This is a genomic window from Streptomyces sp. NBC_01314 (genome assembly GCF_041435215.1).
Lineage (GTDB): Bacteria > Actinomycetota > Actinomycetes > Streptomycetales > Streptomycetaceae > Streptomyces.
Map to the genome: position 1 here is coordinate 1275872 of NZ_CP108394.1, position 17232 is coordinate 1293103.

Consider the following 17232-nt stretch of genomic DNA (forward strand, 5'->3'; position numbering starts at 1 on the left):
GAAGCAAATCAGCTGCTGAGCGGTCGGTCCTGCGCCTGCGGGACCGGCCGTTCGGCCGTGTTCCCCTCCGCGTCGATGTGCGGCAGCACGCGGTCCAGCCAGTGCGGGGTCCACCAGGCGTGACGGCCGAGGAGAGTCATCACCGCCGGGACGAGGAGCAGCCGTACGACCGTCGCGTCGATGAGGACACTCACGGCGAGGCCGAGGCCGAGCATCTTGACGACGATGTTGTCGCTGATGATGAACGCGGCGAAGACGCTCACCATGATCAGGGCGGCACAGGTGATGACGCGCGCGGTGATCTCCAGGGCGTGGGCGACGGCGGCGCGGGCGTCGCCGGTCTGCAGCCAGGCCTCGTGGACACGGGAGAGCAGGAAGATCTCGTAGTCCATGCTCAGCCCGAAGATGATGGCGAACATCATCATCGGGACGTAGCTCTCGATGGGCACCTTGCCGGAAACACCCAGGGCGGGGCCGCCCCAGCCCCATTGGAAGACGGCGACGACCACACCGTACGAGGCGGTGATGGACAGGACGTTGAGAGCCGCCGCCTTCAACGCGACGAGCAGGCCCCGGAAGACGATGAGGATGATCAGGAAGGCCAGGGCCACGACGACGGCGATGATCAGCGGCAGTCGGCTCGCCACGATGTCGCGGAAGTCGACCTGGGCGGCCGTGGTGCCGGTGACGTACCCCTCGGCCTTGGTTCCGGAGACGGAGGCGGGCAGCGTGTCGTCGACCAGGCGGTTCACCAGGTCCGTGGTGTCGGCGTTCTGCGGGGACTCCTTCGAGTAGACCGTGCCGACGAGGACGTCCCCGTCCTGGGTGACGGAGAGCGGGGTGACCGCGTGCGCTCCCTCCACGGCGTCGAGGTTCTTCTGCGCGGTGCTCTGGAGGCTCTGGCGGTCGGACGACGGGACGGAGGTCTGGTCGATGACGACGGTGAGCGGGCCGTTGGAGCCGGGGCCGAAGGCGTCGGTCATCAGGTCGTAGGCGCGCCGGTCGGTGAAGGAGGTGGGGTCGGCACCGTCGCCGATGTGGCCGAGCTGGATGGAGAAGACCGGGATGGCGAGGATCGCGATGGTCGTGACACCCGCGGCCAGGAACTGCCAGGGCCGGTGCTCCACGCGCTGGGCATAGCGGTGCCAGGTGCCCTCGATCTCGGCGCCCTCCTCGACGCCTGTCTCGGCGACCGGCCTGCGCACGTGGTAGCGGTCGATGCGGCGGCCGATGAGCCCCAGCAGGGCCGGGACGAGGGTCAGGGCGCCGATGACCGCCGAGACCACGGTGACGGCGGCCGCGAGGCCGAGTTTCCCGATGAAACTCACCCCGGACGTGTACAGCCCGCACAGGGCGATGATCACCGTGCAGCCGGAGACGAGGACGGCGCGGCCACTGGTCGCCACGGCGTAACCGGCCGCGCGCACCGGGTCGGCGCCGTTCATGAGGTTCTGCCGGTGACGGGTGATCAGGAACAGGGCGTAGTCGATGCCCACGCCGAGGCCGATCATCGTCGCCAGGGTCGGGGAGACGGTGGCGAACGTGAAGGCGGAGGCGAGCAGCCCGAGACAGGCGAGGCCGCCGACCGCGCTCAGCAGCGCGGTCACCAGGGGCAGACCGGCCGCGATCACACTGCCGAAGCCGACGAGCAGGACGACGATCGCCACCGCGAACCCGATGAGTTCGCTCACCCGGTCGTCGGCCGCGGGACGGGCCAGTTCGCCGAGCGGTCCGCCGTACTCGACCTCGGCGCCCGCCGACCGCAGCGGCTGGACCGAGTCGTCCACGCCGTCGAGGTAGCTGTCCTTGAGGGTCGAGGGCTGCACATCGAAGCGGACGGTGATGTACGCGGTCTTCTGGTCGGACGACAGCGGGCCGACGTTCGGCTGCTGCGACTGGGACGACGACTGCGACGGCTGTGTGGAAGGTGCGGTGAGCGGGTTCTGCACCGACAGCACGTGCGGAAGTTTCTGCAGGTCGTCGACCGTGTCGGACATCTGGGAGCCGAGGGAGGTGAGCGCCTTGTCCTTGTCGTGCAGGACGATCTGGCTGCTGTAGCCGCCGGCCGCCGGATCGTGCTTCTCCAGGACGTCCAGGCCTTCCGTGGACTGCACGCCCGGGAGGTCGAAGTCGTCCGAGTAGTCGCCGCCGTAGGACCGGTTCAGCACCTGCAGGGCCGCGAGGGCGACCAGCCAGGCGACGATGACGACCACGAAGTGCCGGGCGCACCACTCGCCGAGCCGCCGCAGCCTGCCCGCGGCCTTGGCCCCGCCTTCCCCACCGGAACGACCTGAGCGCATCGTCTCTCCCACGGGAGCGATCTCCCGGACCCCATTACACGACGCTCCCGGTGGCCCGGCACCTCCGGTGGGAACCGTCCCCCCGGTTGGCGGCCCCGGCTTGACAGGCGGACGATGGGAAGGTGGGACGGCCTAGCGGAAGGAGCCGTCATGCTGGAGATCAAGACGGTCGAGAAGCCGGACGAGCGGCGCGATTTCCCTCGGGGTCACCTGGAGGCCGTGCACCTCACGGGGCTCGACTTCGCCGTGGCCACGTTCGAGCCGGGCTGGCGCTGGTCGGAGTCCGTCGCCCCCATCGCGGGCACGGAGAGCTGCCAGGTCCACCACAACGGCTATGTGGTCCGGGGGCGCATGCACATCCGCATGGACGACGGTGGTGAGGGCGAGCTCGGACCGGGCGACGCCTTCGTGTGCCCGCCGGGGCACGACGCGTGGGTCGTGGGCGACGAGCAGTGCCTGGTGTACGACTTCGCCGGCCAGATGGCGAAGGACTACGCCAAGGCGAAGGACAACTGAGCCGAGCCAGGTGCGAGAGGGGCCGGAGGCGGTGGCGTGCGCGCCCCGCCTCCGTCCGGTCCGCACGCACGTTCGAGCCCTGCGGCCTCGATTTGCTCCCGTCGGCCGGCCCTGGATCCCGTGCCCCAGTAGCACCGTTGCAGTACCAGCTAGATCCCGTCCGAGTCCCGCAGGTTGTCCAGCGTCGCGTTCGTGTCGCTCTTGAGCCACTCCACGACGTCGTTCACCTCCGGCATCGCCACGTCGTCGTAGGTGGAGCCGTAGGCGCTCCACCTCATCTCGTACGTCATCCAGCCGTCGCGCACCGCGAGGGTGGCCGACCGGCTGCCGCTGGTGTCGTCGCCGGAGGTGGTGTCCTCGGTGACGAGATACGCCTCGTCACCGAAGCCGGAGACCTCGTCCACGTCGTAGTCCTCGTACCGCTGGTCGTACTCGGACCACAGGGCCGTGAACTCGGGGCCGGGGTCGGTCTTCTTGTGGAGGTCCAGCTGGACCGAGAAGTACGCGTCGGAGAGGGAGGAGGTCGAGGATGTCTTGAGGGAGATGCTGCAGTAGCTCTGGTCGAGGGCCTCGTGCTCCAGGGAGTTGTTCACCGGCGCGTCGTCCTCCTCCGGGTACTCGTTCTTGAACGACGCGTACTCCACCGAAGAACAGAGGTTGGACTTGGCCTCGTACCCGCGCAGGTCCGCCTCCGTGTCGTCCTTGCCGAGCAGGAAGACACCGCCGGCCCACGCGGCGGAGGCCACCACCGCGCCCACCAGTACCCACAGCACGGCGCGTCCGCCGGCGCCCGTCGCGGGCGGGGCGCCGAGGGGCGGGTAGCCGCTCGGCGGGTATCCGCCCGCAGGCTGGCCGTACGGATGGGCCTGGGCCGGCAGTGGCGCGACCGGGGGGCCGTAGCCGGCCGGTGACTGGGGATTCGGGTAGGGGTAGGCGCTCGGGGTCGCCGCCTGGGTCGGTACCTGCGCAGGGATCGGTATCTCCGCCTGGGTCGGCGTCGGCGCCTGAGCCGGCCCCTCCGGCTGGGACTGCGCTGCGGGCGGGGCCTGCTGAGGCGTGGCTGCCCGCGGGTCGGGCTGTGCCGGGGGCGGCCAGGCCGGGGACGCGGACGGCTGGTCCTGCGGCTGCGGTTGGGCCGGCGCGCCCTCGGGACGTTCGGTCATCGGCTTCTCCTCGTGTCGTGGTGGACGGGGTGCGGCGGCGGAGACGGAGCTCGCCCGACAGGGCCGCCGGACCGGGCGGCAGGGTGTCGTGTTCGAACGCGTGGAGGAGAAGTACCCGCGGCCCGACCCCTTCCATGCGGCCGCGGGGGCCCCGGCCGCACCTGAAGATCCAAGCCTCTCAGAACGCCTCCGGCGCGGTCGTCCGTAGAACTACGCACCCCGACTACGCAACCTGGCGAACCGGCCGGGGCCGCGGCCGTCACGGGGCGGGGGTCGGTGCCCGGTGCTTTCATGGGAGTCATGACCAGCAGAAGTGTCGTAGTCGAGCGGCGGGTCGCCGCTTCTCAGGGGCGGGTGTGGGAGGCCCTGACGGACCTCGGCGGCATGGATCGGATGCTCAGCGGTGTCACGAGGGTGGAGGTCCTCTCGGACGGGGGCTTCGGGGTGGGCACGCGGTGGCGGGAGACCCGCCGCATGTTCGGCAAGGACGCCACCGAGGAGATGTGGGTGACCGTCAGCGAGCCGCCCGAGCGCTATGTGGTGGAGGCCGAGTCGCACGGCTCCCGCTATGTCTCGGAGTGGGTGCTGCGGACGGACGGACCTGAGTCGACGACGATCCGGATGACGTTCTCGGCGGAGTCGACCGGTGCCGTCGCGGGCCTGCTCGCCAAGGTCATGGGCTCCGTCGGCGCCCGTGCCGTGCGCAGGGCCGTCGCGAAGGATCTCGACGATGTCGCCGGGTGGGTGGAGGGCCGCAGGAGCTGAGCCGCGCCTGCGGCCCTCCGGTCACCGGGTGTGCGTCAGGAGTCCAGGCCGTAGCCCGAGGTCACGTAGGCGCACTCCGTGTAGATGTAGCCCGACTCCAGCTTGGCGGTGTCGGAGGCGGCGCTGGACGCGCTTTCGCCCTTCGGCTTGTGCAGGAAGTACGTGGTGCCCACCGGCAGGCTGATCGTGCGCTGCGGGTAGTTGTCGTTGCCGCTGCACGGCTTGAAGCCGGTGACCAGGGTGCTGCTCCAGTCGTAACTGGAGCAGGTGCCGCAGCCCTTGAGGGTGAAGGTGCCGGTCACCGGGCCGGTGTACATGACCTGGATCTCGTCGGGGCTGTCGTTCTTGACCGTGACGGAGATGCTGCCGCCGGAACGCGTCGTGGGCAGCTTCTTGCCGGCCGCCGGGACCTCCTGCGCGATCTCGGCGGCGATCGCTATCTTCTTCGCGCGCGGCGCGTTCTTGTGCTTCTTGTTGGCGTCGACGAAGTCGTTCATCGACGTCACCGCCTCGGCGAAGTCACCGTCCTTGTACTGGTCCACGCCGCAGGTGTAGACGCCCGCGGACGCGGCGTTCTCGGCCCGTCCGGCGTCGGCGGCGAGAGCGTCGGCCACGCCCGCCTTGTCGCCCGGCAGCGCCTTGACCTGGCCGCCGAGCGTGCCCAGCTGGTCCACGGCGGTGCACGGGTCGTCGCCGCTCACAGCCTTGACGGCCTTGTCGACGGCCGCCTTGACGTCGGGCTCGACCTTCGCCGCCTGGTCCGATTCGGGGAACGTGGTGAGGAGGTCCCTGAACTGGTCCTGCCAGCCCGCGGTGTTGCCCGCCAGGCTGCCGGAGGCGCACTCGTACAGCGAAGTGGCGAGCCGGTCGTCGGGCCAGGCGGCCAGCGAGCCGAGGTCCTGCTTGCTCACGGTCTGCGGGACCGTGCGCAGGTATTCGAGGGGAGCGACCGCGGCGCAGTACTCCTGCTTCTCGTAGGGGGCGCCGACCGTCGTGTAGAAGGTCTTCAGCCGGTCCGGGACCTTCTCGGCCGCCCGGGAGTCCGGGTGGTCGGTACGGAGGTCGTCGTAGGCGGTCAGGGCCCTGCGGAACTCGGACTGGGTCGTGGAGAAGGTCCCACCGGAGGCCTTGTCCACGAGGTCGTCGGCCTTCTCCAGCCGGTCCAGGAGCATCTCCTCGACGGCTTCCTTCCGCGCGGTCTCGTACAGCAGACCGCTCGCTACCGGTACGCCGAGGAGAAGGACGCCGAGCGCGATGGCGAGCGGGGACTTCGCGGGCCACACCAGGCGGTTGCGCAGACCGAGGAAGGCGCCGTGGGCGGCCACGAGGAGCAGGAACAGGCCGTAGACGGTGAGGGTCGCGCCCGAGACGCCGTCGGGGTCGGCCGGGAGCACCGTGAAGAGGAGGAGGCCGGTGGCCGCCCAGCACAGCAGCGTCAGGAGCGGCCGGCGCATCAGGGCGTAGCCGAGCCCGAGACCGCTGAGGTTCAGCAGGCCCACCCCGACGGCCCGCCAGCCGTCCGCCGGGCCGGGCGGCGGTCCCGGCGGCATGGGCGGCACCGGCGGCACGACGTAGCTGTGGCTCCAGCCGTCCTGGTCCCTTACGCCGTACTGATCCCCGGACATCTCGGGTCCCCCCGTCAACTCCACCCGCATGCTTACGAATTGTCAGTGTACGGCCGAAACTCGATGCGGCGACAGGTGATTCCCGGGCGCCGACAGAGATCGACTTCTATTCGTGACCACGCCCGAGAGGTGGCGCGAAGAGATCGTTCGCCCGCCCGCCGACGCGTGAAAGTCACAGTCCCCACAGCCTCTTGACGCACGGGGGTCACCGTCCGGTTCGCTCGACGGGCGGGGTTTTTTCCGCGTCCGGTCCGGGATCCGGGGCGCGACGGGCGGGGGCCGCCCGGTCGACGGGCGTCGTCGGTCAGGAGCACCCGGACGATCATGGCCGCGGCAGCCCGGGTGGTGGTCACGGCAGCGGCAGTTCGACGCCGAGAGCGAGGGCGAGGCCGAGGGCGCCGTCGTCGCCGGCCGGGCGGTGCCCACCACGTACCCCGCCGGTGGGGCGCGGCGCCTGGCCGCCAGGCTTCCGGCGATCACCGCGCCGAGAGCGACCGTCACGGGCAGGGGGCGTCGGTGCCGCTTCCCGAGCCCAGCCGGACGGCCACCATGGCCACGAGCACCACGGCGGCCGACGCGACATCGGCGAGCAGCGGCAGCCGCCGGGCCCAGAACTCCGCCATGCTCCGCCCCAAGTCATTCGATACTGGAACAAGTCCCGTTCGAATCAACAGGGTTGGCGGAGCATGGGGATCGCATCCGGACGGTTCTTCGGGGTCAGTAGCCCTCGCGCCTGACCCGGCGGAGCAGGACGACGCCGGCCAGCACGGCCACGCCGCCGATCATCGCCGGCCACAACTGCGCCCCGGTCTCGGCGAGGTCGCCCGTCGCCGACTCGGACCCCTGCGAGCCGGGCTGGCCGGCGGCCGACGGGATGTTGGCGACGGGCGTCGTCTGCTCGGGGGCCACGACCGCGCCGCCGTTGTCACCGCCGTCGTCCGCGCCCTCTTCGGCGCCCTCGTCGGCGCCCTCGTCCCCGGCGGCGTTGCCGCGCTGGGTCGCCTTCACCGAGCCGAGGACCTGGGGCTCCTTGTCGCCGCCCTGGTTCGCCTCGTCGTCCCCGGCGCCGGGGGCCTGCGCGGTCTGGGTGGGTTCGGCCGTGTTCTCGTCCTGGTTCTGACCCTCGTCCTGGCCCTCGTCCTGGCCCTCGTCCTGGCCCTGGTCGTTGCCCGGCTGCTCCTGGCCCTGATCCTGGTCGTCGCCCTGACCGGTGTCGCCGCCCTGGTCGCCACCGTTGTCCTGGCCACCGTCATTGCCCTGGCCGCCGCCGCCGACGTCGGCCGCGTCGCACTCGCGACCGCCGTTGATGCAGTCCACCATCTCCCGCATCAGGTCCTCGTCGAAGACGTTGATGAAGTCGCCGTGGTCGGTGACGGGCTTGTGGAGCTGCTCGGGGAAGGAGTCCACGGCGAACAGCGGGGTCGTACGGCCGCCGTCCTGGAGGCTCGGGGCGTCGACGTCGTAGACGATGCGCTGGACCAGCCGCGGAATGGCCTTGAAGCCGGCGGCGCAGCTGCCGTCCGCGGCGGCGAAGGCCACGTGGGTGCGGTGGTTGGCGCTGTCGATGTTGCGGCCGTCCCAGCAGCTCTGGAACTCGAAGGTACGCACGACGTCGCTGCCGGCGGGGCAGAGCGGGTACTTGTCCTTCAGCTGGCGGTCCTCGAAGCCGGTGCAGCTCCAGGACGCGTTGACGTTGGCCGGGCCGTTGACGAAGGCCTTGGCGTCGCCGGTGATGATGCGCAGCAGCCGCGGCATCTCCGTGACGTCGCCGCGCGGGCTGCCCTCGAACGTCATCGTGACGTCCTTGGGCGTCACGATCTGACCGGCGTTGCCCTCGATGCCACCGCCGGGAGAGTTGGCGTCCTGCTCGGCGGTGCCGTTCTGCAGCCGGATCACCGGCCAGAAGTACGAGGACCTGTCGCCCTGGTTCTCGCAGCTGGTGTCGGCGGCCGCGAGGTCCTCGTCGCCGGCGAACGCGCTGTTGTCCTGGTTGCCGACGTAGTCGTGGAAGTGGTGGGCGCCGTTGGACACACCGGGGGCGACGATGACGTTGTCGGAGTTGAACACACCGTTGGCGTTCACACCGCAGGCGGTGCTGAACGAGCCGGTGGAGCCGTTCTGCTGCCCGCTCCGGTTCCCGGCGTTCGGCTGGACGGACCTGATGTCGGCGTAGTCCGCGGCCACCGGCCCGTTGCCGGCCTGACCGCCGTTGCCCTGCTGGCCCTGGCCGCCCTGCTGGTCGCCCTGGTCCTGGCCGTCGCCGCCGTCGTCCTGACCGCCGCCGTTCTGCTCGCCACCGTCCTGGCCGGCGTTCTGGTTCTCGGCGGGGCGCAGTTGGCAGGCGGCCAGGGAGTCGAGTCCGTCGGGCCGGTCCCCGACGCGGTCGATGGCGATCGCGATCCGCTCGATCGTCGCGGCCCGCTTCTCCTTCAGCGGGTTCATGATCGCGTTGTCGGCGAACCCGCCGTCCTGCTGCTGGGCCTGCGCGGAGTTCTGCAACCGCTGGTAGGCCTCGGCTGTCTGCTGGTCCAGGGCGGCGAGTTCCTTGTCGACCTCGGCCCGTGCTCCTTCGGGCACCTCCGTCAGTCCGTCGCCGACGTCCGGGCAGTCGATCGTGCCGGCAGCGGAGTTGACCTGCTGGACGGAGTCGTCCGTCGGGTCGCCCTCGGTGGCCGACGCGTAGACGTTGACGACCACGAGCCCGCCTCCGCCCAAGATCAGCGCGATCGCGGCGGAGGTCGCGCGCCGTGCTCCTGATGGGCGTCTGCGCCTGGTGGTACGTCCCACGGATAGCTCCTACAACGTCGTGGTCGGATCCGGGCAGGGAAAACCCCAGCCAAATACGGAGCCGGACCGCCGTGCGTTCAAACGTCTCGTGAATTCACAGGAACCCGACAGGAAGCGGCACGTCCCAGGTGGTCACAGCGGTGGAGAACGCCTTGTGCACCGTGCTGCCGGCGCCATGGACCGTGACAGCGCGTGACCCCCTCTCGCCTCCGGGCGCGGGGCAGTGTAGACATGGGCACATGGTCCGTCTCCTGGGTCGATCTCGCTCTCAATCGACCCGCCGCCCAAAGGGTCGGCCCGCGCAGGGCCGGGACGACCGCGCCCGGCGGGTGCCGCACGGATCCGACGGCGGCGCAAGTCGGGAGCCGGAAGCCGGACAGGGCCCGCTCGCGGGGCTACGGTCGACGCTGGGCGGGCGCAGTGTCGCCGGGCAGGTGTTCCTGCTGCAGGTCGTGATCGTGCTGGTGCTGGTCGTGTCGGCCGTGGTCGCGCTGGTCCTGCAGGTACGGCACGACAGCAGCGAGGAAGCGCACAACCGTTCGCTCGCCGTGGCGGAGACGTTCGCCAACGCGCCGGGCACCCGGGAGGCACTGAGCAGCGACGATCCGACGGCGGTGCTCCAGCCGAGGGCCGAGGCCGCCCGGATCCAGTCCAAGGTCGATTTCATCGTCGTGATGAACACCGACGGGATCCGCTACACCCATCCGAAGACGGACCGCATCGGCAAGCAGTTCGTCGGCACCCTCGGACCCGCGCTCAAGGGCGAGTCCTTCACCGAGGAGGTCAACGGCACCCTCGGCCCGCTCGTCCAGGCCGTGGTACCGATCAAGGATCCGGACGGCAAGGTCGTGGGCCTGGTCTCGGCCGGGATCACCACGGAGAACGTGGGCGGGGTCGCGGACCAGCAGCTGCCCCTCGTGCTGGCCGCCGCCGCGGCGGCCCTCGCCCTGGCCACGGCGGGCACGGCGCTCGTCAGCAAGCGGCTCCTGCGCCAGACCCATGGCCTCGGTCCGTCCGAGATGACCCGCATGTACGAGCACCACGACGCGGTGCTGCACGCCGTGCGGGAGGGCGTGATCATCGTCGGGGGCGGGGGCCGGCTGCTGCTCGCCAACGACGAGGCGCACCGTCTGCTCGATCTGCCCGCAGACGCCGAGGGGCAGGACGTCCACGCCCTGGGCCTGGAATCACACATGGCCGACCTGCTGACCTCGGGGCGCGTCGCCAACGACGAGGTGCACCTGGTGGGCGACCGGCTGCTCGCGGTCAACCAGCGGGCCACCGATCTGCAGGGGGAGCCGTCCGGCAGCGTCGCCACGCTCCGCGACTCCACCGAGCTGCGCGCCCTGTCCGGCCGCGCGGAGTCCGCCCGGGAGCGCCTGAGGCTGCTCTACGACGCCGGAGTGGGCGTCGGCACCGGCCTGGACGTCACCCGCACCGCCGAGGAGCTGGCGGAGGTGGCCGTCCCCCGGTTCGCGGACTTCGTCACCGTGGACCTGGCCCCCGCGGCGCTGAGCGGCGACGAACCCGATACGGTCACCACCCTGCGCCGTACGGCGTGCAGCGGGATCCGCAAGGACGCGCCGCTGTACAAGGTGGGCGAGCGGATCGACCTCGTCCCCTCCTCGCCGCAGGCCCGCAGCATCGACAGCGGCAGTTCGACCCTCGTGGCCGACCTCAGCGGGGCATCCGGCTGGCAGGCGCAGGATGTCGAACGGTCCGCGCAGGTCGTCGAGTACGGCATCCACTCGCTGATCACCGTGCCGTTGCGCGTGGGACAGCTGGTGATGGGTGTCGCCAACTTCTGGCGCTCGGAGAAGCCCGAGCCGTTCGACCAGGAGGAGCTGGCCCTCGCCGAGGAACTCGTCGCCCGCGCGGCGGTCTCCATCGACAACGCGCGCCGCTACACACGCGAGCACACGATGGCCGAGACCCTGCAGCGCAGCCTGCTGCCGCGCAACCTTCCCGAACAGAGCGCCCTGGACATCGCCTACCGCTATCTGCCCGCGCAGGCCGGGGTGGGCGGGGACTGGTTCGACGTACTGCCCCTGTCCGGCACCCGGGTCGCGGTCGTCGTGGGCGATGTCGTGGGCCACGGGCTGCACGCCGCGGCCACGATGGGGCGGCTGCGTACCGCGGTCCACAACTTCACCGCGCTGGACCTGCCGCCGGACGAGATCCTCGGGCTGCTCGACGAGATGGTCAGCCGTATCGACCAGGACGAGGCGGCCCTGGACGGCACCGCCCCGATCACCGGGGCGACCTGCCTGTACGCGATCTACGACCCGGTCTCGCGGCGCTGCGACGTCGCCCGGGCCGGTCATCCGCCGCTGGCGGTGGCCCGCCCCGACGGCACGGTCGAGTTCCCCGAGGTACCGGCCGGTCCACCGCTCGGTCTGGGCGGACTGCCCTTCGAGACGGCCGAGCTGGAACTCGACGAGGGCACCCGGCTCGTGCTGTACACCGACGGCCTCGTCGAGCACCGGGAGCGGGACATCGACGACGGTCTCGAACTACTGCGCACCGCGCTGACCGGGGCCGACACCTCACCGCAGGGCACCTGTGAGGCCGTGCTCGACGCGCTGCCGCCGAGCCGGGCGAGTGACGACATCGCGCTGATCGTCGCCCGCACCCGCGCGCTGGACAGCGACCGTGTCATCGAGTGGGAGGTGCCCGGCGACCCGGCGGCGGTCCGCCGGGCGCGCGCCGACGCCACCCGGCAACTGACCGAATGGGGCCTGGAGGAGCTGGAGTTCACGACCGAGCTGATCCTCAGCGAGCTGGTCACCAACGCCATCCGGTACGGCGGCGGCCCCATCCGGGTCCGCCTCATCCACGACCGCCAGCTGATCTGCGAGGTCACCGACAGCAGTCACACCTCGCCCCATCTGCGGTACGCCGCCACGACCGACGAGGGCGGCCGCGGCCTCTACCTCATCGCCCAGCTCACCCAGCGCTGGGGCACCCGCTACTCCCCCACGGGCAAGACCATCTGGACCGAACAGGCGCTGCCCTGACGGTCGTCGAGAGGCCCTGTTCCGAGAGACACGGCCCCCAACACGCAAGGAGAGACCGGAACATGCGTATCGGACTGCTCGGAACAGGACCGTGGGCCGAGATGACCTACGCCCCCGCACTGAGCGCGCACCAGGAGCTGGACTTCGTGGGGGTGTGGGGCAGGCGGCCGGAGGCGGCCAAGGAACTCGCCGCCCGGCACGGCGGACTGCCCGTGTACGAGGACGTCGATGCCCTGTTCGCCGACGTGGACGCGGTGGCTGTGGCGCTGCCGCCCTCCGTCCAGGCACCGCTCGCGGTGCGTGCGGCCCGGGCCGGCTGCCATCTGCTGCTGGACAAACCGCTGTCGACGGACGTCGAGCAGGGGCGGGCCGTCGTCGCGGCGGTCGAGGAGGCCGGAGTGGCGTCGGTCGTCTTCTTCACCGGCCGTTTCCAGACCGCGATCGACGCGTGGATCACCGAACATGCCGCCGACCGGGGCTGGTTCACCGCCCGTGCGGAGTGGTTCGGATCGCTGTTCGACGAGGAGAGCGACAGCCCCTTCGCGGCCTCGCCGTGGCGGCGGGAGAAGGGCGGCCTGTGGGATGTGGGTCCGCACGCCCTGTCCGTCCTGCTGCCGGTCCTCGGGGACGTGGAGAAGGTGGCCGCCGCCGTGCGCGGGCCCAAGGACACCGTCCATCTCATTCTCCTGCACACCGGCGGGGCGTCCAGCACGGTCACCCTCAGCCTCACCGCCCCGCCCGCGGCCTCCGGCGCCACGGTCGAGCTGCGCGGCCGGGCCGGGACGACCGTACTGCCCACGTCCGACGAAGGTCCCGTTCCGGCTCTCGTACGGGCGGGGGACGCGCTGCTGGCGGCCGCCCGTAGTGGCCGTCCGCATCCGTGCGACGCCGCCTTCGCTCTGCGGGTGACGGAACTACTGGTGGCCGCGGAAGGGCAGTTGACCGGCTGACAGGCACGGGACGCGCACTCGCGTTCGAGTTTATGTTCGACTGATACCGGACATCGACCGATGGCGGGCGTGCCTTCGCCTCGCGCGTTTCGCGAGCGCGAGGAGGTGCCCGTGAGTGCGACGGACGGGAGCGCCGCCGAGAACCTGCGGCGCAGGGTGGCGGCCGGGAAGAAGGATCAGGACGCGCGGACGGTCATGCGGCTGCGCATGGGGGTCGGGGTCATCGGTGTCGCGCTGCCCCTGGCGCTGCCGGCCGGCAACTGGATCGCGGCGCGGCTCGACGGCAGGACCGGGGAGGACGTCTGGCCCGGTTCCATGAGCGGCTCGTACTACACGAGCACCCGTGACATCTTCGTCGGCGGGCTGTGCGCCCTCGGGATCTTCCTGGTCGTGTACCGCTTCAACAGGTTCCACGACGTCCTGGGCACCGTCGCCGGACTCTTCGCCCTCGGCGTCGCCCTCTTCCCCACCGCGCCGGGATCCGGGAGCGACGCGGGCCAGCAGACGGTCTCCGTGTTCCACCAGGTCTTCGCCATCGCCCTGTTGACGGCGATGGCGGCCTTCTGCCTCTTCATGTACGGGGCGCCGGGCATCAAGGAACGGTCCTATGTGCGGCGTCCCTACCTCGTGGCCGGTGTACTGATCCTCGTCTTCATGGCGCTCGCCGCCGCGGCGGCGGTCACCAAGGTGGGCGACCACTGGCTGATCACGCCCCTGTACCTGTGCGAGTGGCTCTCCGTCTGGTCCTTCGGCTTCGCCTGGACGGGCGCGGCCCTGTCCCTCGCCGCGGACATCGACCGCCTGCCCCGGACCCGCGCGGTCGTCGGCGCCGTACTCGCGTGGCTCCGTGCGCTCGGCGGCCTCCTCGGCCGGGGGCGGGCACGGTCGCGCACGGCGATGTGACCACGCCCGGCCGGTCCGCATTCGGTGGCGGGGTCAGGGGCGGGTGCCGGTGAGGAAGCGGTCGAGGGTGGCGGTCAGCTCCGCCGGTTTCTCCACGGGGAGTTCATGACCGGCGTCCAGGATGCGCACTTCGGCGTCCTGGCAGGCCTTGGCCATGCGGAGCATCTGGGAGACGGGGAGCTGGATGTCGTGGTAGCCGTGGACGAGGAGGGTGGGGGTGCTGATCTCGCCGAGGCGGTCGAGGACGTCGAAGGCGCGCATGGCGCCGTACAGGGTCATGACGACCTCGCGCGGGGTGGCCGCGGAGGCGCGGATGTATGCGCGGATCTCCTCGCGGGGGTAGCCGGGGGCGAAGGCCCGCTGGATGTTGGCGGCCACGAACAGCTTGTAGGGGACGCGGGAGGAGGCCGCCATCAGCAGCCCACGGCCGCGGCTGTAGGTCATACGGCCGATGGAGTTGACCAGCACCAGGCGCTCCACCCGCTCGGGGTGGGCGAGGGTGATGGTCTGGGAGATCATGCCGCCCATGGAGTGGCCGACGAGGACGAACCGCTCGACCTCCAGGTGATCGAGGAGGGCGAGCACGTCTCTCGCCAGCTCCTCGATCGTGCGCACTCCTGCGCCGCGGCTCTCGCCGTGCCCACGCAGGTCGAGCCGGATCACGCGCCGCTTCCCGGCGAAGTGCGCCACCTGGTGGTCCCAGCGGTGCCGGTTCGCGGTCCAGCCGTGGACGAACACGAGGGGCACGCCGTCGCCGTCGCGGGGGCCCTCGTCGTCGTACGTCAGCGCGGCGCCGTCGACTTCGAGCTGCGGCATGGGGCCTCCTGCGGTGCGGTCCGGTCCGGTTCCATCCGGTTACTGACCGGTACGGTATCCGGCGGTCCGGCCCCGCGTCACTGTCGTGCGCCGACGTATATGAGGAGCGGCGCTCGCGGCCGCCGTACCGGCGGGTCAACTGCCGTGGCGGCCGACGGTCACGGGGGCCGACGATGGTGGGGTTTGACGGTCCTTGCGGCCGACGGTCGGCAGCCGCGTCGGCGCCTGCTCATGTGGTCATGTCCGAGGGGCGGTCCCGGAAATCGCGCGCGGCTCCCGCACCACCCTGTTAACTTCCCCCGGTGTTCTCCCTCCAGCAACCCCCGTTCTTCACACGGCTGCGCGACGCGCGGCGCGTGCTCATAGCCGGTGCCGGTGGCGGTTTCGACGTCTACGCCGGCCTGCCGCTGGCCCTCTCCCTACGGTCGGCGGGCAAGGAGGTCCATCTCGCGAACCTGTCCTTCGCCGATCTGTACGGCCTGAGCCAGGACGTGTGGCTGGAGCCTGACGTCGCTGCCATCGGCCCGGACACCACGTTCCGCGGCGACTACTTCCCCGAGCGTGCCCTGGCCCAGTGGCTGGCCCTGCACCGGCTGCCCAGCACGGTGTACGCGTTGTCCCGTACGGGTGTGGCCCCCCTGCGGGCCGCCTATCGCGCGCTCATCGAGCATCTGGGCGGGGTGGACGCCGTCGTCCTGGTGGACGGCGGCACCGACATCCTGATGCGCGGTGACGAGCACGGGCTCGGGACGCCGGAGGAGGACATGGCGAGTCTGGGCGCCGTAGCCGGTCTCGACGAGGTCCCGGAGCGGCTGGTGGCCTGCCTGGGCTTCGGCGTGGACTCCTACCACGGGGTCAACCACTCGCTGGTCCTGGAGAACCTGGCCGCGCTGGAGCGCGACGGCGCCTACCTCGGCGCGTTCTCACTGCCCCGCGACAGCCGTGAGGGCGCCCTCTACCTGGACGCGGTGGCCCACGCGCAACAGTGCACACCGACCCACCCGAGCATCGTCAACGGCTCCGTCGCGGCCGCCGTGCGCGGCGAGTTCGGCGACGTCCGCTTCACCGACCGGACCCGGAACAGCGAACTGTTCATCAACCCGCTGATGGCGCTGTACTTCTGCGTGGACGCGGTGGGACTCGCCCGCCGCAATCTCTACCTCGACCGGCTGGAGAAGACCGAACTCACCCGGCAGATCAGCTCGGCCGTCGAGGAGTTCCGGGACGAGCTGCCCCGGCAGCGCCAGCCGCGCGTCTTCCCGCACTGACCACGCCGACCGACCATGCCGCTGACCATGCCGCTGACCATGCGGAGCGGAGGACAGGACGGATGACAGACTGACGCCATGGAAGAACGCGCATTCGGTAGGTCGGATCAGCACGCATCCGTCGTCGGTCTCGGCACGTGGCAGCTGGGCGCCGACTGGGGGGACGTCGACGACAAGGAAGCCCTGGCGGTGCTGGAGGCGGCGGCCGAGGCAGGAGTGACCTTCTTCGACACCGCCGACGTCTACGGCGACGGGCGCAGCGAGCAGACCATCGCCACGTTCCTGCGGAGCAGGCCCGACCTCCATGTGTTCATCGCGACGAAGATGGGCCGCCGTGCGGACCAGATCCCCGAGAACTACGTCCTCGACAACTTCCGGGCCTGGAACGACCGGTCCCGCCGCAACCTCGGTGTGGACCGTCTCGACCTGGTCCAGCTGCACTGCCCGCCCACGCCCGTCTACTCCTCGGACGAGGTGTTCGACGCCCTGGACACCCTCGTCGAGGAGGAGCGCGTCGCCGCGTACGGCGTCAGCGTGGAGACCTGCGCCGAGGCGCTGACGGCGATCGCCCGGCCGAACGTGGCGAGCGTGCAGATCATCCTCAACCCGTTCCGTATGAAGCCGCTCCTCGACGTCCTCCCGGCGGCCGAGAAGGCGGGGGTGGCGATCATCGCGCGTGTTCCGCTGGCCTCGGGGCTGCTGTCCGGCAAGTACACGAAGGACACGGTCTTCGCGGAGAACGACCACCGCACGTACAACCGGCACGGCGAGTCCTTCGACCAGGGCGAGACCTTCTCCGGCGTCGACTACGGCACGGGCGTCGAGGCGGCCGTCGAGTTCGCCGCGCTGGCTCCCGACGGTTACACCCCGGCCCAGCTGGCGCTGCGCTGGATCATCCAACTGCCGGGTGTCACCACGGTCATCCCGGGTGCCCGCACCCCGGACCAGGCCCGCGCCAACGCGGCCGCCGCCGCGCTGCCGGCACTCTCCGACCAGACGCTCACGGCGATCCGGGACCTGTACGACCGGCGCGTCAAGGAGCAGGTGGAGGAGCGCTGGTAGGGCGGTCGGGCGCGCCATGCCGTCGCGCGGGAAGCGGCCGGTGGGCCGTTTCCCGCGCGT

The 17232-nt window shown here is 71.1% G+C and carries 13 protein-coding genes; 7 read left to right on the top strand and 6 right to left on the bottom strand.

Annotated elements, in window-relative coordinates; all coding sequences use genetic code 11:
* Nucleotides 1-8: 8 nt before the first annotated feature.
* Nucleotides 9-2300, bottom strand: coding sequence for an MMPL family transporter (locus tag OG622_RS05720; protein ID WP_371573901.1), 2292 nt, complete (start codon nt 2298-2300; stop codon nt 9-11).
* A gap of 150 nt (nt 2301-2450) precedes the next feature.
* Between OG622_RS05720 and OG622_RS05725 the strand changes: the two genes are divergently transcribed.
* Complete coding sequence (locus OG622_RS05725) at nt 2451-2816, top strand: cupin domain-containing protein (protein ID WP_371573902.1); 366 nt, start codon at nt 2451-2453, stop codon at nt 2814-2816.
* Between the two features lie 149 nt (nt 2817-2965).
* Here OG622_RS05725 and OG622_RS05730 read toward each other — a convergent pair whose 3' ends face one another.
* A complete protein-coding gene (locus tag OG622_RS05730) occupies nt 2966-3979 on the bottom strand; it encodes a hypothetical protein (RefSeq protein ID WP_371573903.1) in 1014 nt (337 codons plus the stop codon).
* Nucleotides 3980-4279: 300 nt separating this feature from the next.
* Between OG622_RS05730 and OG622_RS05735 the strand changes: the two genes are divergently transcribed.
* Nucleotides 4280-4744: an SRPBCC family protein gene (locus tag OG622_RS05735; protein WP_371573904.1), complete on the top strand. Its 465-nt coding sequence runs from the start codon at nt 4280-4282 to the stop codon at nt 4742-4744.
* A 35-nt stretch (nt 4745-4779) separates the two neighbouring features.
* Here OG622_RS05735 and OG622_RS05740 read toward each other — a convergent pair whose 3' ends face one another.
* The 3 genes from OG622_RS05740 to OG622_RS05750 form a co-directional block, all read right to left on the bottom strand.
* Nucleotides 4780-6369 (bottom strand): hypothetical protein, encoded by a 1590-nt coding sequence (locus tag OG622_RS05740; protein ID WP_371573905.1) that lies wholly within the window; start codon nt 6367-6369, stop codon nt 4780-4782.
* A 497-nt stretch (nt 6370-6866) separates the two neighbouring features.
* Nucleotides 6867-6992, bottom strand: coding sequence for a hypothetical protein (locus tag OG622_RS05745; protein WP_371573906.1), 126 nt, complete (start codon nt 6990-6992; stop codon nt 6867-6869).
* A gap of 94 nt (nt 6993-7086) precedes the next feature.
* A complete protein-coding gene (locus tag OG622_RS05750; protein ID WP_371584012.1) occupies nt 7087-9066 on the bottom strand; it encodes a DUF1996 domain-containing protein in 1980 nt (659 codons plus the stop codon).
* A gap of 329 nt (nt 9067-9395) precedes the next feature.
* Here OG622_RS05750 and OG622_RS05755 point away from each other — a divergent pair, with 329 nt between their 5' ends.
* The 3 genes from OG622_RS05755 (at nt 9396) to OG622_RS05765 (ending at nt 14026) form a co-directional block, all read left to right on the top strand.
* Nucleotides 9396-12173 (top strand): SpoIIE family protein phosphatase, encoded by a 2778-nt coding sequence (locus OG622_RS05755; RefSeq protein WP_371573907.1) that lies wholly within the window; start codon nt 9396-9398, stop codon nt 12171-12173.
* Between the two features lie 62 nt (nt 12174-12235).
* Nucleotides 12236-13123, top strand: coding sequence for a Gfo/Idh/MocA family protein (locus OG622_RS05760; RefSeq protein ID WP_371573908.1), 888 nt, complete (start codon nt 12236-12238; stop codon nt 13121-13123).
* 111 nt (nt 13124-13234) lie between these two features.
* A complete protein-coding gene (locus tag OG622_RS05765; protein WP_371573909.1) occupies nt 13235-14026 on the top strand; it encodes a hypothetical protein in 792 nt (263 codons plus the stop codon).
* Nucleotides 14027-14059: 33 nt separating this feature from the next.
* Here OG622_RS05765 and OG622_RS05770 read toward each other — a convergent pair whose 3' ends face one another.
* Nucleotides 14060-14842: an alpha/beta fold hydrolase gene (locus OG622_RS05770; RefSeq protein ID WP_371573910.1), complete on the bottom strand. Its 783-nt coding sequence runs from the start codon at nt 14840-14842 to the stop codon at nt 14060-14062.
* 302 nt (nt 14843-15144) lie between these two features.
* On the opposite strand from OG622_RS05770, the gene OG622_RS05775 reads away from it, so the two are divergent.
* A complete protein-coding gene (locus OG622_RS05775) occupies nt 15145-16110 on the top strand; it encodes a DUF1152 domain-containing protein (protein WP_371573911.1) in 966 nt (321 codons plus the stop codon).
* Nucleotides 16111-16188: 78 nt separating this feature from the next.
* Nucleotides 16189-17172 (top strand): aldo/keto reductase, encoded by a 984-nt coding sequence (locus OG622_RS05780; RefSeq protein ID WP_371573912.1) that lies wholly within the window; start codon nt 16189-16191, stop codon nt 17170-17172.
* Nucleotides 17173-17232 lie beyond the last annotated feature (60 nt).